The 26,348-nt window shown below is 43.4% G+C and carries 14 protein-coding genes; all 14 read right to left on the reverse strand.

Going from position 1 to position 26,348, the window contains the following annotated elements; genetic code table 11:
- Positions 1-66: 66 nt before the first annotated feature.
- Positions 67-1,254: a carboxylate--amine ligase gene (locus tag LC036_RS10575; protein WP_226581927.1), complete on the reverse strand. Its 1,188-nt coding sequence runs from the start codon at positions 1,252-1,254 to the stop codon at positions 67-69.
- A gap of 241 nt (positions 1,255-1,495) precedes the next feature.
- On the reverse strand, positions 1,496-2,878 hold the full coding sequence (locus LC036_RS10580; RefSeq protein WP_413229871.1) for a dipeptidase: 1,383 nt from the start codon (positions 2,876-2,878) through the stop codon (positions 1,496-1,498).
- A 480-nt stretch (positions 2,879-3,358) separates the two neighbouring features.
- Positions 3,359-5,395 (reverse strand): catalase, encoded by a 2,037-nt coding sequence (locus LC036_RS10585; protein ID WP_226581931.1) that lies wholly within the window; start codon positions 5,393-5,395, stop codon positions 3,359-3,361.
- A 182-nt stretch (positions 5,396-5,577) separates the two neighbouring features.
- Positions 5,578-7,065 carry a glutamate synthase subunit beta gene (locus tag LC036_RS10590; protein WP_226581933.1) on the reverse strand — a complete coding sequence of 496 codons (1,488 nt, stop codon included), beginning with the start codon at positions 7,063-7,065 and terminating at the stop codon, positions 5,578-5,580.
- A 19-nt stretch (positions 7,066-7,084) separates the two neighbouring features.
- Positions 7,085-11,665 carry a glutamate synthase large subunit gene (gene gltB / locus LC036_RS10595; protein ID WP_226581935.1) on the reverse strand — a complete coding sequence of 1,527 codons (4,581 nt, stop codon included), beginning with the start codon at positions 11,663-11,665 and terminating at the stop codon, positions 7,085-7,087.
- Between the two features lie 407 nt (positions 11,666-12,072).
- Positions 12,073-12,897, reverse strand: a complete 825-nt coding sequence (locus tag LC036_RS10600) for a YihY/virulence factor BrkB family protein (protein WP_226581937.1) — start codon at positions 12,895-12,897, stop codon at positions 12,073-12,075.
- Positions 12,898-12,977: 80 nt separating this feature from the next.
- Positions 12,978-14,264 carry an RNA polymerase factor sigma-54 gene (rpoN, locus tag LC036_RS10605; protein ID WP_226581940.1) on the reverse strand — a complete coding sequence of 429 codons (1,287 nt, stop codon included), beginning with the start codon at positions 14,262-14,264 and terminating at the stop codon, positions 12,978-12,980.
- A gap of 151 nt (positions 14,265-14,415) precedes the next feature.
- The gene (locus LC036_RS10610) at positions 14,416-15,786 is read right to left on the reverse strand and encodes an FAD-binding oxidoreductase (protein ID WP_226581943.1); all 1,371 of its coding nucleotides are present in this window, start codon (positions 15,784-15,786) and stop codon (positions 14,416-14,418) included.
- A gap of 313 nt (positions 15,787-16,099) precedes the next feature.
- Positions 16,100-18,019, reverse strand: a complete 1,920-nt coding sequence (locus LC036_RS10615) for a glycoside hydrolase family 13 protein (RefSeq protein WP_226581946.1) — start codon at positions 18,017-18,019, stop codon at positions 16,100-16,102.
- Positions 18,020-18,039: 20 nt separating this feature from the next.
- A complete protein-coding gene (locus LC036_RS10620; protein WP_226582519.1) occupies positions 18,040-20,478 on the reverse strand; it encodes a glycogen/starch/alpha-glucan phosphorylase in 2,439 nt (812 codons plus the stop codon).
- 29 nt (positions 20,479-20,507) lie between these two features.
- The gene (glgA, locus tag LC036_RS10625) at positions 20,508-21,938 is read right to left on the reverse strand and encodes a glycogen synthase GlgA (protein ID WP_226581948.1); all 1,431 of its coding nucleotides are present in this window, start codon (positions 21,936-21,938) and stop codon (positions 20,508-20,510) included.
- A gap of 106 nt (positions 21,939-22,044) precedes the next feature.
- The gene (glgD, locus tag LC036_RS10630; RefSeq protein WP_226581951.1) at positions 22,045-23,151 is read right to left on the reverse strand and encodes a glucose-1-phosphate adenylyltransferase subunit GlgD; all 1,107 of its coding nucleotides are present in this window, start codon (positions 23,149-23,151) and stop codon (positions 22,045-22,047) included.
- 16 nt (positions 23,152-23,167) lie between these two features.
- A complete protein-coding gene (locus tag LC036_RS10635) occupies positions 23,168-24,325 on the reverse strand; it encodes a glucose-1-phosphate adenylyltransferase (protein WP_226581954.1) in 1,158 nt (385 codons plus the stop codon).
- Positions 24,318-26,234 carry a 1,4-alpha-glucan branching protein GlgB gene (gene glgB / locus LC036_RS10640; RefSeq protein ID WP_226581958.1) on the reverse strand — a complete coding sequence of 639 codons (1,917 nt, stop codon included), beginning with the start codon at positions 26,232-26,234 and terminating at the stop codon, positions 24,318-24,320. The genes LC036_RS10635 and glgB overlap by 8 nt, the downstream gene beginning before the upstream one ends.
- Positions 26,235-26,348: the final 114 nt, after the last annotated feature.

Raw genomic sequence — 26,348 nt, forward strand, 5'->3', positions numbered from 1 at the left:
CGTTGAATGGTTTGTTTTTCCTGCGGTATTCCCAAAAGATTCCCTTTTTAATGGAATCCAAACAAATCAGGAGCGTTTTGTCACCCTGCCGACAACTAAGTTCGCCATTTTCTTCCCAAAAGCTATGGCAGGCTTTGGATCTTTAGGATCCCAGATCGCATGAGCTTTCGGTCTGAAATAAGACTTTATTACTTTCTTTGGAGACAGCTGTTTGGTTTTAATATACTCTCTAACTGCCAGCAGATCTTCATAGGCATACCAGAACACGATATTCTTATCCTCTTTGACTGCTTTTGGCTCTAATGGACTGCCGGTGAGCTCCCGATACGTAATATAAGGAATGTTAATGCCCGTTTTTTGTAACAGGTGATTTAAATTGGTGATCCTCACATTAATTTCAATTAAGTAGAACCTTCCAGTTTCAGCATCCTTCTTAAATTCAATCTCTGCAAAACCTTTATAACCAATGCCTTCCAGGAATTTAGCGCCCAGTTCATAGAGTTCAGGCACATATTTCTGCTGCGTATAAACAGACGCACCATAGTTCACAGGAAATTGTCGAAGCTTTTGGCAGGTAACCCAGTGAGTTACTTTCGAATCCTGATCTAAATAGGCATCAAACGTGTACATGTGATCATCAAATCCCGGGATGATGCGTTGTACGATGACCTCGATATCCGCTTCCTTCGCTTGATTCACTTTTTCAAGCATTTCTTCTTTATTGTGAACTGTGAAAAGTTTACGCCTGAATTTGGAGACAAACGCAGGTGAATCTACAGGTTTAACCAGACATGGGTATTGTATTTCTTTGTCGACCCTTTCAATTAAATTCTCATCATCGACATGAACCGTCTCAGGGACGGCTACCCCATGTTCAGACGCTAATGTATGCAGCGTCCCTTTGTCCATTACTTTAGTATAAAGCCCCTGCTCTTTTTGAGGAATAAGAAAATGTTCCCTTAATTCCGGCAGATAGGCATCCAAAAATTCAACATAAGGATCAGCTGTTGGAATAAGTACAGGTGTTTCTTCCTGTTTTTTGGCATAGTCGATTAAAAAACTCACCAATCCTTCAGGATCTTCTTTGTAATGGGGACCAATGAGAGCTTCTGAGCAATATTTAGATTCGAGACCATACGCTCCTTCCCACGCATAGTCGACAGCTGCCACGTGGATGTCATGAATCCCTAAACATCGAATTGTACTTAACCCAATATAATAGTTCGCACCTAGTACGACTACTTTATTTTTCATGAGAAGTCCCCTTTTCCATCAGTGATATCAAGCTCGTTACATGTCATTCATTTATAGGATCGTTTAACTTTTTTCTTTAAGTATGTAAACATATCTATTTTACCACAAACGACACACCTACAAAACGCAGGAGATTCAACCCTTATTTTTCATGCCTGTCTGTTCGCGTATGTCCTATTAAGAAACAGGACTTCTTAAAAGAAAAGGCTGAAAAACAAAAGTCGTTTCAGCCTTTTTTGTACTAGAGTTTATGAAGATACCTGCACATGGTTTCAATCCCTTTGGTAAAATTCTCAATGTGGAAGTGTTCATTAGGGGCATGCAGGTTTTCTGACGGCAGACCGAAGCCCATCAAAACAACAGGCGCATCTAACACTCTACCGAAAACTTCAACAATCGGAATCGACCCACCCTCTTTTGGAAATAGCGGACGGACTTGATAAATATCTTCATAAGCTGATGCTGCCGCTTGAATAAACGGATTGCTGGAGTCAATTGCAACGGGATCTGCTTTTATATATTGCTGCAGGCTTACTCTTGCGCCTTGAGGTTTGTATTTTCTCACATGATGTTCAATGGCCTCATAAACTCGTTGAGGGTCTTGTTCACCAACAAGACGGCAGCTGATTTTTGCCCCTGCCTCTTTTGGAACAATTGTTTTTAACCCCTCCCCTTGGAAACCGCCTGTAATGCCGTTCACTTCCAAAGTGGGGCGGATCCCCGTTCGTTCCTTAAATGAGAATCCCTCCTCCCCGTACAAGGCATCAAGACCGAGACCTTTCTTCGTCTCTTCCTCGTCAAAAGGAAGAGCAGCAATTTCTCTTCTTACATCCTCTGTGGGTTCAGGTACCCCTTCATAAAATCCCTCCACGGCTATTTTCCCGTTATTATCATGGAATGAAGCCAGGAGTTTTACCAGGGCATGAATCGAGTTGGGGACCCCGCCTCCATACGTACCGGAATGAAGATCAGAGTCTGCTGTATCGATGGTCAGCTCCATAGCAAGTGCACCACGCAGGGAAGTACAGATTGCCGGCTGATTTTTATCACTAAAAGAAGTGTCACTGATTACAACTGCATCACAGGAAAGCTTATCTTGATGGTCGTTAATGAAAGGTCCGAGGTTTGGGCTTGCGACCTCTTCTTCCCCTTCAATGACAAACTTCACATTGACCGGCAGCTCCCCCTTTTCTTTCATTAAAAGTTCCACCGCTTTTATATGAATGAATAACTGTCCTTTATCATCTGTGGCACCGCGGGCATAAATCTTTCCATCACGAACGACCGGCTCAAAAGGAGGTGTCTCCCATAAATCTACCGGATCTTCCGGCTGCACATCATAATGCCCGTAAATAAGTATGGTCGGTTTATCCTCGGCGTGCAGCCACTCTCCATAAACAATCGGATGCCCTTCTGTCGGGACGACTTCGACGTTTTCCATACCGGCATTTTTCAACGCGTCCGCTGTCCATACTGCCGCTTTCTTCACGTCTTCTTTATGATCCGGTGAGGAAGAAATGCTTGGAATGCTTAAATACTCCTTTAATTCTTCTAAGTATTCATCTTTATGTAATTCAACCGCTTTTTTCAATGGAATACCCCCTCGAATAGATGTGATTATCATTATACATGAAAAAACTCACCTATCTTAAGGTGAGCATGGGTAGACCTTCTTCTACAATAACGAAATAATAAAGCTGATGACGACAATTAAACCGATAATCATTAGAATGGTACGAATCATAAAAACACCTCATTGTTTTATGGATTTCTAATACTTTTCCCTTTTTATATAGAGAATCAAACACCTTATAAGAAAATCATTCTTTTTCCCTGTCTACCTAACCCCTATATTGTCACTGAATGGAGAACTTGATACTGGTTTTGTTCCACGTATGTACGTTATTTGGCAGTCTTGATATCGGTTAAGGGAGGCGGGGATACGCCATTTCAACTATCAAACTTCTTGAAATAAGAGAGCTTATATGTGATCGACAGCCGTTTAGTTTAAAAAGGAGGTGAAGAACTTGTATGAATATATAATAGGCGGTTTCTATCAAATTAAAAAACCCCGGACGATTGTCCAGGGCTTTCTTCTATGCCATTACATCACGTTACGATCCCAGTGGCGATGAGCTGCCACGGCGTCTACGAACGATTTTGTAAACTGGTCCGTATCCCCGCCTGTCACAACACCGCTTTGGTTCTTCATGTTGGACTCCTCGATCCACTCGATCCCCTGGTGTGTAGCACCAATTGGTTTAAAGTGGGTGAAGGCTTCACTTAAGAATGCTCCTGCTTGTTTAGCAAAAGTATCTTTCTGATTGCTTCCACCTACAGCATATAAGGCGTCATAAAGAACGGAATCGGTCGTAAGGAAGGTATGGTCGACCTTCATTTCAGAATCATCGTTCCCTTTAAGCATCCCTTGTTTATCACTAATGATCTCCGTCATAATCCCCTGAGATTGCAGGTGTTCTAGAGACTGCTTAACATCTCCACCATTAAATCCATCCGCCAGAATCACTCCGACTTTACGCGTAGCCGGTTTTTTCACTGTATTGGCCTGGCTGAGCGCAGGAGAAGACTTCGTCACATCAGACCCGCCATTTTCAGGTGGAGTCACTCCGATATTATCTGCAAACCCTTGGGCAAGTTCCAGGCTTACATTAGCGAACATTTGAACTACTTCTTCCCGTACAGCTTCACTCTCAACTTTCCCTAATTCAAAGCTGAACGCTTTAATTAAGTGGTCCTTCTCATGCTCACTCATACTGTTCCAAAATAATGTGGCTTGGGAGAAGTGGTCCTTAAAGCTGTCGCTGCGCGCGCGAACCTTATGACCTTCTACTTTTGCCTGATAATGTGCATATCCACCCTCTTCTTCACTAGCTGGAGCAGGCGTGTTTTGCGCCAGAGAGTTTTTATGGTAGCTTACTTGTCCTTTATTGATCGTCTGGCGGCCGTATCCATCGCGCTGATTGTTATAGAACGGACAGACCGGGCGGTTAATCGGGAGTTCATGGAAGTTCGGTCCTCCCAGACGTATCAACTGGGTATCTGTATAGGAGTGCAGACGTCCCTGGAGCAGTGGATCATTCGTAAAGTCAATCCCCGGCACTACGTTACCAGGATGATAAGCTACCTGCTCATTTTCGGCGAACACGTTATCTACGTTACGATTTAACGTCATCTTGCCGACGATTTCCACGGGTACATCCTCTTCCGGCCACAACTTCGTTGGGTCAAGAAGGTCAAAGTCAAATTTGAACTCGTCCTCTTCAGGAATTACCTGGATACCGAGTTCATATTCAGGATAGTCGCCGTCTTCAATTGAGTTGTAAAGGTCGCCACGATGGAAATCCGGATCTTTCCCTGAAACCTTCTGCGCTTCATCCCAGACAAGGGAGTGTGTACCCAGCAGTGGTTTCCAGTGGAATTTGACAAAATGAGCTTTCCCTTCTTTGTTGACGAGACGGAAGGTGTGCACCCCAAACCCTTCCATCATGCGGAGACTTCTTGGAATGGCACGGTCAGACATCGTCCACATCACCATGTGGGCGGACTCCTGATTTTGAGATACGAAGTCCCAGAATGTATCATGGGCAGAAGCCCCTTGAGGCATGCCATTATGCGGTTCAGGCTTGACAGCATGAATAAGGTCCGGGAACTTTATGGCGTCCTGAATAAAGAATACTGGTATGTTATTGCCTACAAGATCATAGTTTCCTTCTTCTGTGTAAAATTTAGTAGCAAACCCACGCGCATCGCGTACCGTTTCAGCTGATCCTTTAGAACCGGCTACGGTTGAAAATCTTACAAATGTGGGTGTCGTTTTCGAAGTATCCGTAAGAAAATCGGCTTTCGTATACTTTTCGAGAGATTCATATAATTGAAATTCGCCGTGCGCAGAAAATCCTCTGGCATGAACGATACGCTCTGGAATCCGTTCATGATCAAAATGCGTCATTTTTTCACGAAAGTAAAAATCCTCCATCAGCGTCGGACCGCGTTCTCCGGCTTTAAGGGAGAATTCATCCTCTGAAACTTTAAGTCCCTGATTGGTCGTCATGTGCTTTCCGGAGTCTTCTACCCTAAACTGATCCAGCTGTTCATCTTTACTAGTTCTCTTCTCACTCATTGAGCTCCTCCTTGAAAAAAACATTCTTTAGAATGGAAAGTAGTAAATAAACATTACAATTTACTTACCCGGGGAACTTACTGAATAAACGCTTCACTACTATTCTAAGAAAACAACAGCCAAAGGAAAAAATACTACTTTCCATAAAAAAAGACACCTCTTAAGAGGTGTCTTAGATTACCTTATGGCAGCTGCGTACTTCCCATCATGTAGCGGTCACATTCTCTGGCGACTTCACGTCCCTCATTGATTGCCCACACAATTAAGCTTTGGCCGCGACGCATATCTCCAGCAGCGAATACACCTTCTACGTTTGTTGTGTATTTCCCATACTGGGCTGCAACATTTGATCTTACTGTCGTTTCAATGCCCATTTTCTCAATTAGATCCTGTTCAGGTCCGCTGAAACCAATGGCAAGTAAAACGAGATCTGCTTCCCAGACTTTCTCGGTTCCTGGAATTTCCGTACGAACTTTATTGCCATTTTCGTCATAAGAAAGAGCCACATCTATCGTGTGTACTTCTTTTATACGATTATTTTCATCGCCGACAAAACGTTTTGTCATGACTGCATAGGCACGAGGATCTGTGCCGAATTTGGCTTCGGCTTCTTTCTGACCGTATTCCACCCTGTGAATGACAGGGTATTGCGGCCATGGATTGGTTTCATTGTCACGAACAGAACTTTTCTTATCATAAATATCAAATTGGGTCAGGCTCTTACACTCATGGCGCATAGAGGTGGACATACAGTCTGTTCCTGTATCTCCTCCGCCGATAACGATGACATTTTTATCTTTGGCACTAATATAGTCCCCATCTGCATGATCAGAATCTAAAAGACTCTTCGTATTGGAGTGCAGGAAGTCCATCGCATAGTGGATCCCTTTCAGATTACGCCCATCCACATCAAGGTTCCTTGGAGTCGTAGCCCCTCCGCATAGAATGACTGTATCATACTCTTCATTCAGTCTGGATACAGGATAGTTACGGCCCACCTCTGTATTAGTCATGAAACGTATACCTTCTTCTTTTAAGATGTTCACACGTCTCTCAACAACAGAGTAAGGAAGCTTCATTTCGGGTATTCCATAAGTCAGTAAACCGCCTACACGGTCACTGCGCTCATAAACGGTAACCCAATGCCCCGCTTTATTTAATTGAGCTGCAGCAGCAAGGCCTGCCGGACCAGAGCCGACAACCGCCACGCTTTTTCCAGTACGATATGCAGGTGGTTCTGGTTTAACCCAGCCTTCAGCAAACCCTTTTTCTATAATCGACCGCTCCACGCTTCGGATTGCTACGGGCGGTTCATTGATTCCAAGCACACAGGCCCCCTCACATGGAGCAGGACATGCGAAACCAGTAAACTCAGGAAAGTTATTCATTTCGTGTTCTTTCGCCAGTGCTTCTTTCCATTGGCCTCGATAGACTAAATCGTTCCACTCTGGAATTAAATGATAGACCGGGCACCCCGTTGTAATCCCGTTAATCTCCATTCCCGAATGGCAGGTAGGAACGCCGCAATCCATGCAGCGTGCCCCTTGCTTTTGTACTTCTTCTTCTGATAGGGGAAGCGTGTAATCTTCCCAATCTTTTGTTCGTGTGGCAGGATTGCGTTCAGGTATAGATTGACGCTCATATTCCATGAATCCAGTAGACTTACCCATCAGATCTCCCCCTTATCTGTTATTTGACTGTTTCTACCGGCTTGTTTCTCTCTTCAAACGCGGTCATTTCAGCTTCGAACTTCTCAAGTCCGCTATCTTTCAGGTGCTGGATGCGTTCCTGCATAGCCAGGTAATCTCTCGGAATTACTTTTACAAACTTCGATACATACGACTGCCAGTTTGCTAGAATTTTCTGTCCGAGTGGACTGTTTGTATAAGAAACATGTTTATCAATCATGTCATATAATTTCTGAATTTCCTCTGAATCTTCCAATTGATGGAGATGGACAAGTTCCTTATTGCATTTGGTTTCAAACGAATGTCCTGTTTCATCAAGAACATAGGCGACACCGCCTGACATACCAGCAGCAAAGTTACGGCCCGTACCTCCCAGAACCACGACTTTTCCTCCGGTCATGTATTCACATCCGTGGTCCCCGACACCTTCTACAACAACTTCTGCGCCACTATTACGCACACAGAAACGCTCGCCGGCTAATCCATTGATATACGCTTCTCCGGCAGATGCGCCATAAAAAGATACGTTACCGATAATCGTGTTTTCTTCCGGTTTAAAGGACGACTTCGTAGATGGATGGACAATGATCTTACCGCCCGATAAGCCTTTACCGACATAGTCATTGGAGTCTCCAATCAGTCTCAGTGTCATTCCCTTAGGAATAAACGCACCAAAACTTTGTCCAGCCGATCCTTTAAAGGTAAGGTTGATGGTGTCTTCCGGAAGTCCTTCTGCACCGTAACGGCGGGTGATTTCACTTCCAAGGATTGTCCCGGTGACACGGTGGATATTTCGAATCGAACCTGTGCTTGAGATTGGATTTCCAGTTTCAATCGCTTCTCTGCAAAGCGGCAGCAATTCTTCCATATCCAACGTTTTCTCAAGGCCGTGATCTTGTTTGCGAACCGCATATCGACCATAATTATCAGGCACATCCGGCTGATAAAGAAGAGCGGACAAGTCTACGCCTTTCGCTTTCCAATGATCAACTGCCTTATTCGCTTCAAGGACATCTGTACGTCCAATCATTTCATTAATTGTACGGAATCCAAGCTCCGCCATTAACTCACGGGCTTCCTGTGCAATAAAGCGCATAAAGTTCTCCAAATGATCGGCTTCTCCTGTGAACTTCTTACGCAGCTCAGGGTCCTGAGTGGCTACCCCGACCGGGCAGGTGTTTAAATGACAAACGCGCATCATGACACAGCCAAGAACAACGAGTGGTGCTGTAGAGAATCCATACTCTTCAGCTCCGAGCAGCGAGGCGACAACAACATCTCGTCCCGTCATCATTTTTCCGTCTGTCTCGACCACAATGCGATCACGGAGACGGTCAAGTACAAGGGTCTGGTGCGTCTCAGCCAAGCCTATTTCCCAAGGTAGACCTGTGTGTTTAATACTTGTTCTTGGAGCAGCACCCGTACCTCCGTCATAACCACTGATTAATACGAGATCGGCACGCCCTTTCGCTACACCTGCGGCAATCGTTCCAACACCTACAGCAGAAACAAGTTTCACACTGACACGCGCCTTCGGATTGGCGTTTTTCAAGTTATAGATTAATTCAGCTAAGTCCTCAATGGAATAGATGTCGTGGTGAGGAGGCGGAGAGATTAACTCTACACCAGGTGTTGATCCACGTACTTCCGCTACCCATGGGTACACCTTTTTACCAGGGAGATGGCCCCCTTCACCAGGCTTCGCTCCCTGAGCGACTTTAATTTGAATTTCATCTGCATTCATTAGGTAGTGACTATTCACACCAAATCGTCCTGATGCGACCTGCTTAATCGAACTACGCTTTGAATCTCCGTTTTTTTCAGGTGTGAATCGTTTAGGGTTTTCTCCACCTTCTCCAGAGTTACTGCGTCCTCCAATTCTGTTCATCGCAACAGCAAGAGCTTCGTGAGCTTCCTCACTGATGGAGCCAAAGGACATCGCCCCTGTTTTAAACCTGCGGCAGATATCTTCTACAGACTCGACTTCTTCCACAGGAATAGATGGCCGTTTTTTAAAGGACAATAGTCCTCTTAGAGACTGTAGATTATTATTCTCATCCGTCAGCATCTTCGAATACTGCTTGAACAAGTCGTAATCATTTGATCGGCAGGCATGCTGTAAAGTCGCAATCGTCTGAGGATTGTACTGATGGTCCTCTCCGTTCTTGCGGTATTGATAGTCATCCCCTGCATCAAGGGTAGGATTCGTGCCACGCTTTTCATTGAATGCTGTTTCGTGGCGCATAAGAACTTCTTTTTCAATAATATCGAGACCAATACCACCGAGACGTGAAGCCGTACGAGTGAAGTACTCATCAACGACATCTTTTTGAATGCCTACAGCTTCAAAGATTTGAGCTCCACGATAGCTCTGGATGGTTGATATACCAATCTTGGAAAGAACTTTAATAATCCCATCGGTTGCGGATTGGATATACGTATCTACTGCTAGATTGTGAGACTCAATGTCGAGTTGACCGCGCTCCATGAGGTCTCTTAATGATTCGTATGCAAGATACGGATTGATCCCTTCTGCTCCATATCCTAACAACGTAGCAAAATGGTGAACCTCCCTTGCATCTCCAGACTCAATGAGAAGACTGACCTTTGTTCTGGTTCCGCTTCGAATTAAGTGATGGTGAAGACCTGAAACCGCGAGTAAAGAAGGAATTGCAGCATACTCCCCGCTTACTCCCCGGTCTGAAAGAATCAGCAAAGTAGAGCCTTCCTCGATGGCCTGATCAGCTTCTGCAAATAATTGGTCAAGAGCTCCTTTTAAACGGTTTTCCTTCGCTTCAAATAGAATAGAAAGATTTTTCGCTTTAAATCCTTCTACATCCTGCTGGCGCAGCTTTTCAAGCTGGGTGTTTGTAAGTATTGGTGTTTTCAGACGAATTTGACGACAGCTTTCAGGCTTTGGATCAACAAGATTCCCCTCAGGCCCAATGGTTGTTTCCACCATTGTGATTAGTTTTTCACGAATGGCATCAATCGGCGGGTTGGTTACCTGCGCAAATAACTGCTTAAAGTAGCTGTACAACAATTGCGGCTTCTTCGATAAAACGGCAAGCGGAGAGTCATAACCCATCGATCCAACAGGGTCTTTTCCATCTGTCACCATAGGCATAATGATTTTATTCAGCTCTTCGGTTGTATATCCAAACGCTAACTGCTGATCAATTAAGTTCTCTACCGAGCGATATTCCGCTACAGGTTCAGGAAGTTCTTCTAAATCATATTTATGTTCCTGAATCCATTCTTGATAAGGATGTTCGCGGGCAATCTGCAGTTTGATTTCTTCATCTGGAATGATTTTGCCTTCCTCAAGGTCGACAAGCAGCATTTTACCTGGAGCCAGACGATCTTTATAAAGAATATCATCTGCAAAGATATCCAGTGCCCCGACTTCAGATCCAAGGACGATCATTCCGTCTTTGGTTACATAGTAACGGGCCGGACGCAGACCGTTCCGGTCAAGACAGGCTCCAATCTGCTTTCCATCGGTATAAGCTACCGCTGCAGGACCGTCCCAAGGCTCCATTAAGCAGCTATGATATTCGTAGAAGCTCTTTTTATCTTCCTGAATCGTTTCATCATTTGACCAGGGTTCAGGAATCATCATCATAGCTGTGTGGGCTAGAGAACGACCGGATAAATATAAGAATTCAAAAGCATTATCAAACATAGAGGAGTCACTGCCGTTTGAATCAATAACAGGCAGAAGCTTCTCTAAATCATCATCACTGAAGTATTCGGAATGACATAGTTCCTGTCTTGCACGCATCCAATTAACGTTCCCGCGTAACGTATTGAACTCACCATTATGAATGGTGTATCGGTTTGGATGTGAACGTTTCCAACTCGGGAATGTATTTGTACTAAAACGGGAATGCACTAAAGCGAGGGCTGTTTTGAAATCAGGATGGTTTAAATCAATATAGAATGAATCCAGCTGTTCAGGAATCAGCATGCCTTTATACACAATGGTACGGGAAGATAGACTGCTGATATAGAAATCGTCAAATCCATCCCTTGAGGAAATTTCAATTTCCGCACGCTTCCGAATGATATATAAACGGCGTTCTAAATCCATTTGTGTTTGAATGTTTTCTGAAGGGGCAACAAAAGCCTGGCGGATAAAAGGCTTTGTTTTCTTCGCATCCTTACCGACGAAAGAATCATTGACAGGCACAGTACGCCAGCCGAGAAACTCCTGCCCTTCCTCAGCTACAATGCGTTCAAAGATTCTCTTACATTCCATTCTCGTATCATGGTCCTCCGGCAGGAAAATCATGCCTATGCCGTATTCACCAGCTTCAGGAAGGTAAATATCCTCTTTCTCACATTGTTTTTCAAAAAAGTAATGTGGAATCTGTGTTAAGATACCAGCCCCATCCCCTGTACTCACGTCAGCGGATTGTCCACCTCGGTGTTCTAAATTACAAAGGATCGTAACGGCATTTTCTACAATACTATGACTCTTTGTTCCATCTATGTTGGCAATCACTCCGATACCACAAGCTTCATGCTCATTTTCCGGATGATATAATCCCTGTGGAACAGGATATCCGTGTTTTTGCATATTCTTTCCCCCTAGCGGTCTTATTCTGGAAGGTTACAGGCAATAATAGAAAAATTCTGTCTTTTCAGTTTCTTACTAGTATACCATGAAAAATATGAGGATTCACGTTCATTCAGGCTCCGACTTGCTAATTTTCATTCAAATGCGACAATTTAAAATCACCCGCAAACCCGTACATTTACGCAATGTAAGCGCAACCAAAAATGTTTTTATAAACTCCAGAATTTTTTTAATTTTATTCATCAAAAAGAATAAAAAGCGATGTTTTACCTCAAATAAAGTATATAAATCCTCTCATTTGTATGAACATACACCAACAACAAATGAGAGATGTTTCCGTCAGCCTGCCTTTTTTTAAAAAAGAGAACAAAAAAATCGCCTTTACCTTTGTGGTAAGGCGATTTCTCTTAGGCGGCTTTCGTTCGGTCACCGTTTCTGCGCCGGTGATAAATGACATTGATTTCTGCGCCAATCATAAGAATCATTCCAGTCAGGAAAAACCATAACATTAAAATGATGATCCCGCCCAAACTTCCATACGTCGCGGAATAGTTCCCAAAGTTACTTACATAGAAGGAAAAGGCAAGAGAAATCAACTGCCATAGAACAGCTGTGATAATTGCTCCAGGTACAATGTGTTTAAATGGAATGTTTTTGTTAGGGGCGAAATGGTAGAGTGCTAATAAAACTAATCCAATAACAGCCATACTTATAACCCATCTAAGTACTTGCAGCAAGGCGGAAGCCTGATCCGGAAGGTTTACCATGTCAATAAGTACCTGCCCAAAAACGGGTAGGACTAATGCGACGACTATGGCTACAATCATACCAAGCGTCAAGGCGATTGAAAGGAGACGTACTTTTATAAACGATCTTGTTTCTTCCACGTTATAAGCTTGGTTCGTTGATTGAATAAAAGCATTGATCCCGCTGGAAGCAGACCACAGTGTCCCCAATATACCTACGGTCAACAATCCACCGCTTGGCTGCTCCACAACGGCTACAACATTCTCCCGAAACACATTAGCGGTATCGCTTGGAATTACATTACTCATTGCCTGAATAGCCGTTTCCGCCTCTATATTTAGATAAGGTAGAATCGAAAGGAGCAAAATGAGCATAGGTACGATCGACAGCAAGTAATAATATGCCTGCGCGGCGCCCAGTAAAGGGATCTTATCCTTTTGGAATTCTGCGATGACTGCCTTGGCATAGTCCATTATTTTCTTCACTCGTGCTTCCCTCCCATCGTCTTCTTTCTTGTCTATCCCCGTTTTTATGGATGGCTAACCTATGAAACGCAATTCGGCGCTTATCCTTCCTTACGGGCTTTTCTATTTGTCGATGAGGGAATATGTAAAGATTCACGATATTTGGCTACTGTCCGCCTTGAGACTTTAATGGCATGCTGTACTTTTAAAAGGTCTGCGATTTTTTGATCAGATAAAGGATGAGAGGAAGATTCGCTATGAATAAGCCGCTTGATGGACTGTTTAACCTCATGAGCGGATACACCCCCGCCTTTATCAACCTGAAAACCTTTAGCAAAGAAACTCTTCAAAGGATACAGACCCTCAGGAGTCTTCAGGAGTTTATTTGAAACCGTTCGACTTACAGTAGACTCATGTATATCTAATGTTTCTGCTACATTTTTCAGTTTCAGCGGTTTTAATGATCCTCCGTTCAAAAAATCTCGTTGATGGTTGATGATGACTTCCGCAACGTTCATCAAGGTAGCTTTCCGCTGTTTAATGCTTTGAACCAATCCTTGCGCCCGCTTATACCAATGATCTAGAAATTCGTAAGCCTTTCCGTCCTCTCTAGACATATGTAAAAGCTGGTCATCCCACTGGATCTGCTCCACCATGGAATAGGGGTCACTTAATAAATACCCTCCCGATTTTTTCTCTAAAATCAAATCCGGCATCCTCTCCTCAGCGGTCTGTACTTTTTTCATAATAGAAGGACGGGGGCTTAAGGTTTGGATGAAATCCATAGCTTCCTCGACTTTCTCCAAGTCCATCTCCATCTGAAAAGCGACATCGTCCCATTGATGTGCCGCTAAATCTTCAAGGTGGTGCTCAATAATCTTAGAGATCCACACTTTTTCAGGATGGTTTCGTTTCATTTGCAGCAGGAGAAATTCTTTAAGTCCATAACACCCTACCCCTATAGGTTCAAAGGTTAACAGACGCTGCCTGGCCTGTGTGACAGTTGTTCGATTGACACCCAAATGTTCGGCCGTTTCTATTTCTGTAACCGTGCAGTAGCCTTCATCATTTAAATTTCCAATTAAGAAAAGGAGTGCTTTTTTCATTAGTGGGTTCATGTTTAACCAATTGGCTTGCTCCACTAAGTCATTCCGCCAGTCGCTTTCGCCCTGGGCAATGTACTCTATTGGGTCATTATAGGGTTCCTGATGAGTGAAAGAAGAGGATGGAGTGTGAGATTCGTAGGTGAGAATAGGGTTTTCGTCCACTTCTTTTCTGATATATTCGAGTAATTCTGCAGACGAATATTGAAGCACATTCATAGATTGCCTCATCTCTGTAGTCATGATCAAACCTGTTGTTTGTTTATGAGTCAATTCGAGCTTCATTTTTCACACCCTCTTTTTTGATAGCGCTTTCTATTACTTACTATATTGGAGGAACAGAAGGTTTTTTTCAATATCTGCTGGATGATAAAAAGCCGCTGTTCCCCATCACCCTTATCAGGTGCAGAGAACAGCGGCTGATGTGCATACTCATTTAAGCATCTTGTGCTGCATTTATATGTATGTTTGGATTGTTGTGAAAAATATTTTCAGGATCATACTTTTCCTTCACCTTTAGTAAGCGTTGATAATTTTCACCGTACGTGCTCTCGGTAATTTGATCATCTGCTTCAATTCCATTTAAATAAGCTGCACCGTTGATTGATTGTGCTTTAAATGTCGTATAGAAGTTATGGATCCATTGATTCGCTGCTTCTTCCTGTTCTGGTGTATACATAAGGTCTAACAACAATAAGTATTTGCTGTTTCTCACCGCAAAAGCATTGTAGGACACATCTATTTGATTGACCTCACCATGATTCTCCCAAAGCTGGAACATTAGAGGACCCGGGGCTTTTTCCTTTTCAATCATCATCGCTTCGAAAACTTCTTCAGAGAGGTCTTCAAAGAACAACGAAGTTGGCAGAAAACGTTGCCCATGCGGGACCATAGGATCAAGTTTCTTCTGCAGGTCTACATATGGAATAACATCTGTGTTGTCGATGATCGGCTGAGCTAATTCTCTGAGCGGCCCGACAACTGACTTCCCTTCATCAGGAGATCCGGAATACATACCTGCTACTACCATCACAGACTTATAGTGTAGAAACTCAGGAAGCATCGGTTCTGGAGGCAGGTCCATAATGGTTAAGTTGACGCTTACCTCATCAGGAGCGTTTTCTAAATACTTGTTAAGTTCTCTGAATACCTGCTGCCCATCCTTTAGGTCATACATGACATCGAATGCGAGCACTTCCGGACCGATTTCGTGCAGTTGAAATTCAAATTCCGTAACGATTCCAAAGCTGCCGCCACCCCCGCGAAGGGCCCAGAAAAGATCTGCGTTTTCATGGTCACTTGTCTTCAAAACATTTCCATCTGCCGTAATTAAAGTGGCGCCGATCATCTGATCACAAGACAAGCCAAGCTTCCCTCTCAGGTAGCCAAAGCCTCCAGATAGAGCTAAACCAGCAATCCCTGTCTCTGAAACCGTTCCTGTCGGCATAGCTAACCCGTATTTTTGAGTTTCATGATCAATATCCGCCAGTGTAGCACCGCCCTGGACGTTGACCACTTTCTTCTCTTCATCAACCGAGACGTCTGTCATTTGTGAAAGGTCAATCATAATTCCGCCCTCGTTCAAGGCATATCCCGCTACGTGATGTCCACCGCCGCGAACTGAAATTTCCATTTGTTGTTCCTTTGCAAATCGCAGAGCCTCAATCACGTCTTGTTCATTCTTACAAACGACGATTCCAGCCGGCCGCTTCGTAATTCCTGCATTAAAAATCGCCCGCGTTTCCTCATACTTATCATCCTCAGGTACTACAATCTCCCCCGTCAGGACTTCACTTAAAGATTTCAATATACCTAGTAACCCCTTTCTTTTATGCACATTTATACTTAGTGCTTCTAATGCTATATTACTAGAAACAAGAAAGAAATTCCATATAAAATCCAGGGAAATTCACTAAGAAAGTTTCTAATAAATAGTGATGTAAATCATACGCAGGTAGATCATGTAAGCATATAAAAACCCTCCTGAAAACCGGTGATGAGGGGCGGGACAAAGCCGCTTACTCTCCACCAATCAGGAGGGCTTGTATGAGTTCAACGTAGAGAATAAATGCAGTTATGAAGGTAACAGATTCTAAATCAGACCACATTGTTATTGGAAACTACTGCATAAGGCGCAGAATCATATTTTCACAGGGATCTAATTTAACGGTTAACCAATGATTCTTTGAACTGAATATACTTTTCTTATTTTCTAACTGCTGCCACTTTCCTTTTTGAATAGGAATGTTTACTTCTCTTTTTTCCCTTAAATTCCGATTAAAAAGGAAAAGGATGCGTTCATCTGAAGCTTCATTCCCAAAATGATCGACTCCGTTATCGTTCCAGCGTTCAAAGCCGATGACATCGTGATCCGTTGCAAAGGACTTCCAGTGCCCTGTCCGCAGCACACTGTGTTCTTTTCTCCACTGTCCAATTTGACGATACCAATCCAGCAGCTCCTCATCCTCCCGTCCCCACGGGTATGGCTTTCGGTTATCCGGATCGGCGCCGCCGGTCACCCCCGCTTCATCTCCGTAGTATAGAGAAGGGACACCAGGAAAAGCGTACAGCCATAAACTGAGACCTTTGATTTGTTTAAAAATAAGGGATTTTTTTTCATCTTCAGAGAAATCATTGGCCATGTAACCTTCAAGCATCGTTATAATTCTTTCCACATCATGGCTTGAGAGCATATTCATCACCGCATAAAAATATTGCTTTGGGTAATGCTCACATAAAGTCATCAGTCTTCTGTGGACGGTGTAAGCATCCATTTCACCTTTCATAAAGTCCAGCATGATTCTGCGCATAGGGTAGTTCATAACAGAATCCAGAACGCCGCCTAAGAAGTAATTGCGCCGTTTCCCGTAGGCTGTTTTATTAGAGGCATCTTCCCATACTTCTCCCAGAAGTACGCTCGATTCATCTGTTCTCTTTAACTGGTGATAGATTTGACTGATCAAGTCGTCTGTTAATTCATCAGCTACATCCAGCCGCCAATGATTCATGCCGGACTTCTGCCACGTTTTAATGACACTATCATCATTGTGTATCAAAAAATTCTGGTAGTCCTGATTTTCTTTTCTTAAGGTCGGAAGCGTCCCGACTCCCCACCACGCGTCATATTCATCCGGGTACTTATGAAACGTATACCAGCTGTAATAGGGGGAGTTTTTAGACTGATAGGCCCCCAAAGAGTCATATTTACCCTCACGATTAAAATAAATACTGTTACTGCCCGTGTGGCTGAACACGCCGTCCAACATAATCTCTATCCCCCGCTTTGAAGCAGCAGCAATCAGTTCTTCAAAGTCTTCTTTTGTACCAAGCAGGGCGTCAATTTTATGGTAATCCCCTGTATCATACCGATGGTTACTTTCTGCTTCAAAGATAGGGTTTAAGTAAATGACCGTGATTCCAAGTGATTCAATGTAATCCAGCTTTTCTTCAATGCCCTTGAGATTTCCTCCAAAGAAATCCCAGCGAATGACCTCGCCACGTTCATTACGGATATAGACAGGGTCATTTTCCCAATGTGCGTGTACAAGACTTGTTTCCGGCGCTTTTTTCAAATCTACTTCTCCAGATGCATAAAAACGATCTGGAAAGATTTGATACATTGTCGCGTTCTTCCACCAGTCAGGTGTTTTATAAGCCGGATCATAAACGGTGATCTGCCATGATGGTGGGATATAGTCATAAACCTGTCCCTCCCCACTTTCATAGCTTTTTTCACGTCCATAATAAACCGTCCGGTCCTCCAAAATGATTTCAAAGAAATACCAGATCAACTGCGGCGTCTCCGGTGTCGTAATGGTTACTTCATAAGAGGTGCATTGATGTTCCTCACTGCACACATCCATTTCCTTTGTTTTCTCGTCGTCCGTACGATCCAATATATAATGGAGCATCACATGAGAAACCCGGTATCGATCGTCAACGTCAATTTTCAAAGTAACTTTGGAACCCTTCGGTGCAGCACCGAAAGGCTCCCTGTATGACTCCTCGAAACTATTGTGATACATCTCCTTTTGTCTCACACGTTCGCCCCCTTAAAACATCACTTCAACGCTTTCACACGCTGAATATTCCAAATATCACGGGCGTACTCCTGAATTGTACGATCACTCGAGAACACCCCTGATTGAGCAATATTGACCAGACTCTTCAAATTCCATTGACGTTTCCTCTGATAATCCTGACCGACCTTCTGTTGAGATAACAGGTAACCAGCAAAATCCTTCAGGACAAAATATTCATCATTATAGGTAAGCAGCGCATCATAAATCTCCTGAAATTCGGTTTCACCTTTGGAAAACGGACTGTAGTGGATCAATTGGTCCAGGGTGTGACGGATGCGTTCATCACTGTTGTACATCTCTCTGGATGAGTACGAGCCGTGGTTGTAGTGATCCCATACTTCATCTGACCTTAATCCAAAGATATAAATATTGTCATCCCCTACAAGCTCATGAATCTCAACATTCGCTCCATCCATGGTCCCAATCGTTACAGCCCCGTTCATCATGAATTTCATATTCCCCGTACCTGACGCTTCCTTTGTGGCCATGGAAATCTGTTCACTGACATTACTGGCAGGAATAATTCTTTCTGCCATGGAAACCGAATAGTTCGGCAGGAAGACGACTTTTATATAATCGTTCACATCAGGGTCCTTATTGACCACTTCTGCGATACGGTTAATCAATTGAATGACTTTCTTAGCAAAATGATAGCTTGGTGCAGCTTTTGCCCCAAAGAAGAACGTACGGGGGGCAATTTCCATAGAAGGGTTTGATTTTAATTCATTGTATAAATGCATAATATGAAGGGCATTAAGCAATTGGCGTTTGTAGCCATGTAACCTTTTAATATGGACGTCAAAAATTGAATTAGGATTAACAGTAATCCCCTGTGTGTCTCGAACCCAATTGGAAAAATCCACTTTATTTTTATGTTTAATTTCGTCCAGACGATCGAGAAACGCAAGATCATCTTTACGATTCATTAATTTAGTGAGCTGTTTAGGTTCATGAATCCATTCTTCACCAATGGTCTCATTAATTAATGCAGTCAACGGACGATTGCTGTGCATCAGCCATCTTCTATGAGTAATTCCATTGGTCTTGTTATTGAAACGGTCTGGGAATGTATTATAAAAGCGTTTCATCTCTCTTTGTTTCAAAATCTCCGTATGAAGTCTGGCCACACCATTGATGCTGTGGCTGCCTACGATCGAAAGATGCGCCATTTTCACTTGTCCATCAGCGACAATGGCTAAATCGGCAATGCGCTCAAAATCTCCCGGGAACGTCCGCCATAGTTCCTGACAGAAACGCTCATTGATTTCATGAATAATCATGAAAATTCTAGGCAGCAGGGATCGTACCATCCCGACAGGCCAGGATTCTAAAGCTTCGCTCAATGTTGTATGGTTCGTATAGGACACAGATGCCTGTGTAATTTCCCAGGCTTGTTCCCAGCCTACTCCTTTTTCATCCATTAGAATACGCATTAATTCCGGGATAACCAGGGCAGGGTGCGTGTCATTGATATGAAGGGCTACTTTATCCGGGAAGGATTCCCAAGGTACGCCGAGCTTTTCAAAAGAACGGACGACGGACTGGACCCCTGCTGAAACCAGGAAATATTCCTGCTTCAACCGAAGCCTCTTTCCATCTTCAGTAGAATCATCCGGATAAAGAAAGTTAGAGATCGACTCTAATGAACGTTTATGGTCTAGGAAATGTCCAAACTCACCTTCACGCTCCGCTTTAGACATCGTATTTTCTACGGTCGGTTCTGCCGACCAAAGCCGGAGGGTATTGACGGTTTCATTGTTGTACCCTACGACAGGAACATCATAAGGAACCGCTTGAATAGGTTCATAGTTTTCATATTTAAAATGCAGCTTCCCGTCTTTATTTCTCGTGGAGGATACGTGCCCATTAAACCTTACTTCAATGGCTTCATCAGGGCGGCGGACTTCCCAGATGAATTCCTTGGACAACCAATAATCCGGGAATTCCACCTGTTTTCCATCCATAATATGCTGATCGAACATTCCATATTTATAGCGTATTCCATACCCATGTCCAGCCAACTCCAAAGAAGCCAGCGAATCCAGGAAGCAGGCGGCCAGACGTCCTAAACCACCATTGCCAAGACCGGCGTCACTTTCTTTTTCTTCTAATTTTGAAAGAGAAAGCCCTAGATCATCCAAGCCTTCTTCCACAAGCGACAATACGTTCATATTCAGCAGGTTGTTGCCGAGCAGGCGTCCCATCAAGAACTCCATGGAAAAATAATACACCTGCTTTGTTTTGCTGAATTTATATTCCTGATTTGTACGAATCCAATTTTTGTTTATTTTTTCCGTTATTAAAGACCCTAACGCACGATACGTATCAAAATCTGAAGCTGTTTCCAAAGTTTTCCCCAACCGATCCTCCAGCTGCACCTTGAACTCCGCCTTGAACTCCTCTTTGTCACTGAACATCACCATTAAAGTTCCTCCTATCACCTCTGCTATTTAAACATGGTTTGATACAAGTCCATATATTGTTCAGCAGAGTTTTTCCATGTGAACTTACTCTTGCAAATATTCCTGGTAAGCGTCTGCCAAGAAGCAGGTTCATGATAGAGTGCGATCGCTCGGCGTATGGTGTAGAGCATATCGTGGGCATTATAGTTGGTGAACGAAAATCCGTTTCCTTCCCCTGTCTCTTCATTATATGGCTGAACCGTATCCGCAAGTCCTCCTGTTTCCCTGACAATTGGAGCAGACAAATAACGTAATGCAATCAATTGTCCAATGCCGCATGGTTCAAATCGGGAAGGCATCAGGAACATATCGCTGGCGGCGTAGATCTGTCTTGAGAAAGGTTCTGAAAAACGAATATGCGTTGACATTTTATCTGGATGTCGCTGCTGGACCCATTGGAGCATCTGCTCATATTGATATTCACCTGTACCAAGCAGAACAATTTGAACGTCGTCTTCATGAAGCAGTTCATCGATGACACGTCCAATCAAATCGAACCCTTTTTGTTCTACTAATCTGGAAACGATGCCAATTAACGGGACTTCTTTTCTTACCGGCAAACCTAATTCAGCTTGAAGCCACATTTTGTTCTGGGCTTTTTTAATCAGAGAACTGCGAAAAGGAAAAGCAAGCGCATCGTCTTTCATAGGATCATAGTTTTGCTCGTCGATGCCGTTGACAATTCCGACCAATTCATCTGTCCGCTTCCTTAGGACTCCGTCTAGGTTTTCCCCATAATAAGGAGTTTGAATCTCTTTTGCATAAGTTTCACTTACCGTTGTGATAAAATCGGCGTAGTTCAAAGCTCCCTTCATGAAGTTGATGTCTCCGAAAAATTCAAAGGCGTCCTCTGTCATCATCCCTTCATCAAAGTCCATTAAATCATGGAGCACAGACTGTGCATAAACCCCTTGATACTTTAAATTATGGATGGTGAACACGGTTTTCATACCTTGAAGCTTTTCAACTTCCTTATAATGGGTATGTAGGAACACCGGAATTAAAGACGCATGCCAGTCATGGCAGTGAAGAACGTCCGGAGTCCAATCCATCGCGCAGACCATATCCAGAACCGCGCGGTTAAAGAATACAAACCGTTCAGCTTCGTCGCCAAAACCATATAAATTTGAGCGCTTAAAGTAATATTCGTTGTCTATAAAATAGATAGGAATCCCGTCATATTCCAAATATTCAATACCTGCGTATTGAGTGCGCCATCCCAGCTGCACGTCCATTTCATTAAGGTGTGTCAGCTGCTGCTTCCAATGGTCATCCATATTTTCATATTTTGGCAGAACGACCCGGACATCGGCCCCTTGTTTTTTCAAAGCATGCGGCAGGGACCCTAGTACATCAGCTAATCCACCTGTCTTAATAAAAGGGGTACATTCAGAACCAATCATGAGTATATTCATTTTCATCTACTCCTTCTTAAAATTGTTCAATAAATCACTTAAACTCATATGATATGAAAGGGACTGTCAGAGTAATGAAATTCAGACAGTCCCTTTATTTTTTGTATTACATTGTCCTGCGCTTCGCTACGACAAAGGGTTTTTCAGGAGCCCCAATCAACGTCTTGCCATTTGAAATGTTACAGTCTTTATCCAAAATGACATTCTCCAGTACCGCATTGCTTTCAATCTCGCAGCGCTGCATGATAATAGAGTTCTTAATGACGGCACCTTCTCCTACTTTTACACCGCGGAACAGGATACTGTCCTCAACCTGGCCTTCAATGACACAGCCATTTGCAACCATGGTGTTTGTGACATTTGAAGTATGGGTATAATTCGATGGTGCTTCATTTTTAACTTTCGTGAAAACGGGAGCATCCTCTTTAAAGAGTTCATCGTGTTCCTGCGCATTAAGAAGCTTCGCGCTGTTGCGGTAGTAGCTCTCGACTGAGTTAATTAATGCATGCGTGCCGTGATATTCATAAGCGTGGACATGAATATCGTTAAGCTGTGATTTAATTCCATCAAGGAACAAATTCGTGCATCCGTGCGCAATACATTTTTCTATCAGGCTATAAAGGAAATCTTTCTCAATAATATACATATCCATATAAACATTTGAGTGGCCGCTTTCATTATGGATCGCTGTCACACGGTTGTTCTGGTCAATGTCCAGCTTGTGCGCCCGGTGATGTTCTGGATAAATCTCATCTACTTTTTTATAAATGACAGTGACATCAGCACCTGAACTTTTGTGCTCTTGGAGAACATCCTGGTAGTTGATGTTACATATATGCTGAGATCCAGTTACGACAATGTAATCGGCCAGCGTCCGCTTCACAAAATCGATATTATTATGGAAGTGCTGCAAGTCTCCCCTTGAAATGTCTGTTGGATCATTCCAGTCTGGAGGGAGTATGAATAATCCCCCGCGCTTACGGTCAAGATCCCACGCTTTCCCTTGTTCCAGGTGGTCCATAAGAGAACGGTATTTTCTTCTTGCGAAAACAGCTACGGAGTCAATCCGCGAGTTGGTCATGTTTGAAACAGCAAAGTCAATCATCCGGTAACGTCCGGCAAATGGCACGGCCGCTCCACAGCGGAAATAAGTCAATTCATCGAGCATATCTTGTTCATGGTCTAGGTTTATAATCCCGGCAATACGATCCATAATATCCTCCCTTAAATCAGTTAGTAGCAAAGCTGGTAGCCAGTACGCTTCCTTCATCGGCAACGAGTGTAATCTCACTATCTGGTGATGGATCTCCGATCACGGCCCCATCTTCAATGACACTGCCTTTAGCAATAATCGCCCGGTTGATTTTCACGTTTTTGCCGATTTTAACATCCGGCATAATGACCGAATCTTTTACAACAGCGGACTCATCCACATGCACCCCGTAAAAGATGATGGACGTATCAACAGTGCCGTAAATCCGGCAGCCTTCATTAATTAATGCATTTCTAACTTTCGATGAAGGTGCGATGTATTGTGGTGGCTGGTTTGGGTTCTTGGAATAAATGCGCCACTTGTTATCATTTAGATTCAGTTCCGGGTTTCTCTTCAAGAGATCCATATTGGCTTCCCAAAGACTGTCTACTGTGCCGACGTCTTTCCAATAACCTTCAAAGGTGTAAGCCATTAGTTTTTTATAATCATTAAGCAGAGCTGGAATGATATCTTTTCCGAAGTCATGAGAAGAATTTGGTTTTTCTGCATCTTCAATTAAGTAATGTTTCAGGACATCCCATCTAAAAATGTAAACGCCCATGGATGCAAGATTACTCTTCGGAAATTCCGGTTTCTCATCAAACTCAGTAATCTTGCCGTCTCCATCTGTATTCATAATGCCAAAACGGTTGGCATCTTCCCATGGAACCTCAATTACGGATATCGTAGCGTCCGCTCCGCTTTCCTTATGGTAATTAAGCATTTCGTTATAATCCATTTTATAAATATGGTCGCCTGAGAGAATCAGTACATGCTCAGGGTCATATTGGTTTAGGAATTTCAAATTCCGGTAAATCGCGTTGGCTGTGCCTGTGTACCAGCCTCCTCCTTCTGCTTCAACGAATGGAGGCAGCACAGAAACACCACCGTATTTACGGTCTAAGTCCCACGTGTCACCAATGCCGATATAATCATTCAGGATAAGCGGCTCATACTGCGTCAAAACGCCGACAGCATCGATGCCTGAATTCGTACAATTGCTTAATGGAAAGTCGATAATCCGGTATTTACCGCCAAAGTAAACGGCTGGTTTTGCGATTTGTTTTGTCAGTGACTTCAATCTGGTGCCTTGACCACCAGCTAGAAGCATAGCTACGCATTCTTTATTAATCATGATTTACCTCCTTGGAATCTGAAGTTCTTTTTAAGAAGCTCACACCTAGCGGGGGAATGGTCATGGTAATATGCTGCTCCTGCCCCTGCCATGCAGAAGGTACAGTATCAAGATGCAGACCGTTTGTCTGCCCGGAACCTCCAAAGTGTTCCGCGTCACTTGAGAAGATTTCCTTGTACGAACCGCTGCGGGGAACGCCCACTTTATAGTCGTGATAAACTTCTGGTGTGAAGTTGCACACGACCACCAGCTGGTCATTGGATGTACGGCTGTTGCGTGCAAAAGAGACGATACTCTGCTCATAATTGTTAGGATCAATCCACATAAATCCTTCTTCTTTATGATCAAGCTCCCATAAAGCAGGCATATCTCTATACAATTGGTGCAGCTGTTTCGTATACTCCAAGACCGAGGCGTGCGAATCATATTCAAGCAGTTCCCAGTCTAAGTCCTCCATATCTTTCCATTCATCAAACTGTCCGAATTCACCTCCCATAAAAAGGAGTTTCTTCCCAGGGTGAGCATACATATAAGCTAAGAACGCACGTAAGTTGGCGAACTTCTGCCAATAATCACCCGGCATTTTATTTAGTAACGATTTCTTACCATGAACGACTTCATCGTGAGAAATCGGTAATACAAAGTTTTCTGAGTACGCATAAAAAAGTGAAAAAGTAATGAGGTTGTGATGGTATTTACGGTGGATCGGATCCATTTCCATGTATTTCAACATGTCATTCATCCAGCCCATGTTCCATTTATAGTTGAACCCAAGACCACCGATATAGGTTGGTGCGCTGACGAGGGGCCAGGACGTGGATTCTTCCGCCATCATCAAAACATCAGGGACCTCTTCGAAGACAGCTTCGTTCATCTTCTTAATGAAGGAAACGGCCTCAAGATTTTCTCTTCCTCCGTATTCATTCAGTTCCCAATCGCCATCTTCTTTACCAAAGTCTAAGTACAGCATACTTGCGACTGCATCTACGCGAATCCCATCCAGGTGGTACTCCTTCAGCCAGTAGATCGCGTTCGAAATTAAGAAGCTCTGTACTTCATTTCTGGCAAAGTCAAAAGTCAATGTTCCCCATTGGGTTTTTTCAGCTTTGCTTGGGTTTTCATATTCATAGAGAGCTTCTCCATCAAACCGGCGCAGCCCATGTTCATCTTTACAAAAGTGTCCCGGAACCCAGTCCAATATGACACCGATTCCATGTTTATGACACTGATCGACAAAATACTTAAAGTCATCCGGGCTTCCGTATCGGGATGTCACAGAGTAGTAGCCCGTCGCCTGATATCCCCACGAACGATCAAAAGGGTGTTCTGTCAAAGGAAGCAGTTCGATATGCGTGTATCCCAGTTCTTTCACATAAGGGATAACCATCTCTGCGTATTCACGATAATTATAAAAAACTTCCTCCTCAATATACTTCCACGAACCCAGATGTAGTTCGTAAATGGACATTGGAGATTCATAAGGATTTCGCGCTTTCCTCTGGTTCATCCACTCCTTGTCCCCCCATGAATAATCACCTAAAGGGTAGACAACAGATGCTGTATTCGGACGAAGCTCACTGGAAGTCGCATAGGGGTCCGCCTTTAAACGGAGGTGTCCATGTGAGGTAAGAATTTCATACTTATACATCGTTCCTTTTTCCAGACCTGGAATGAATGCGATCCAAATTCCGTTATCATTAATTTTTTCCATCGGGTGCTCCCGACCGTCCCAGTTATTGAACATCCCTACTACACTTACTTGGACAGCATTTGGTGCCCAAACCGTGAATCGGATACCCTTTTCTCCATTTCTGGTGTCAGGATGAGCACCGAAAAGTTGATAACTATAACGGAGATTTCCTTCATGGAATAAATAAATATCATGCTCTAAAGATGTTTCTTGGACCACATCACCACTCCTCTTCTCTCTATACTTTTTTGTCGAAATAAGTCCTCAGTAAAGATCTCCTTGAGAACCATTTACTCGCCTATATCAATCATAAAATTAGCCTTGGTGTTTTAC

This window comes from Halobacillus litoralis (assembly GCF_020524025.1).
Classification (GTDB): Bacteria; Bacillota; Bacilli; order Bacillales; family Halobacillaceae; genus Halobacillus; species Halobacillus litoralis_D.

What these genes read in the sequence shown, in the direction of transcription:
- rpoN (WP_226581940.1), bottom strand. Translation starts at nt 14,264, where the DNA reads ATGAAGCTCGAATTGACTCATAAACAAACAACAGGTTTGATCATGACT.
- LC036_RS10580 (WP_413229871.1), bottom strand. Translation starts at nt 2,878, where the DNA reads ATGATAATCACATCTATTCGAGGGGGTATTCCATTGAAAAAAGCGGTT.
- LC036_RS10585 (WP_226581931.1), bottom strand. Translation starts at nt 5,395, where the DNA reads ATGAGTGAGAAGAGAACTAGTAAAGATGAACAGCTGGATCAGTTTAGG.
- glgA (WP_226581948.1), bottom strand. Translation starts at nt 21,938, where the DNA reads ATGAATATACTCATGATTGGTTCTGAATGTACCCCTTTTATTAAGACA.
- gltB (WP_226581935.1), bottom strand. Translation starts at nt 11,665, where the DNA reads ATGCAAAAACACGGATATCCTGTTCCACAGGGATTATATCATCCGGAA.
- glgD (WP_226581951.1), bottom strand. Translation starts at nt 23,151, where the DNA reads ATGGATCGTATTGCCGGGATTATAAACCTAGACCATGAACAAGATATG.
- LC036_RS10590 (WP_226581933.1), bottom strand. Translation starts at nt 7,065, where the DNA reads ATGGGTAAGTCTACTGGATTCATGGAATATGAGCGTCAATCTATACCT.
- LC036_RS10620 (WP_226582519.1), bottom strand. Translation starts at nt 20,478, where the DNA reads ATGTTCAGTGACAAAGAGGAGTTCAAGGCGGAGTTCAAGGTGCAGCTG.
- LC036_RS10635 (WP_226581954.1), bottom strand. Translation starts at nt 24,325, where the DNA reads ATGATTAATAAAGAATGCGTAGCTATGCTTCTAGCTGGTGGTCAAGGC.
- LC036_RS10575 (WP_226581927.1), bottom strand. Translation starts at nt 1,254, where the DNA reads ATGAAAAATAAAGTAGTCGTACTAGGTGCGAACTATTATATTGGGTTA.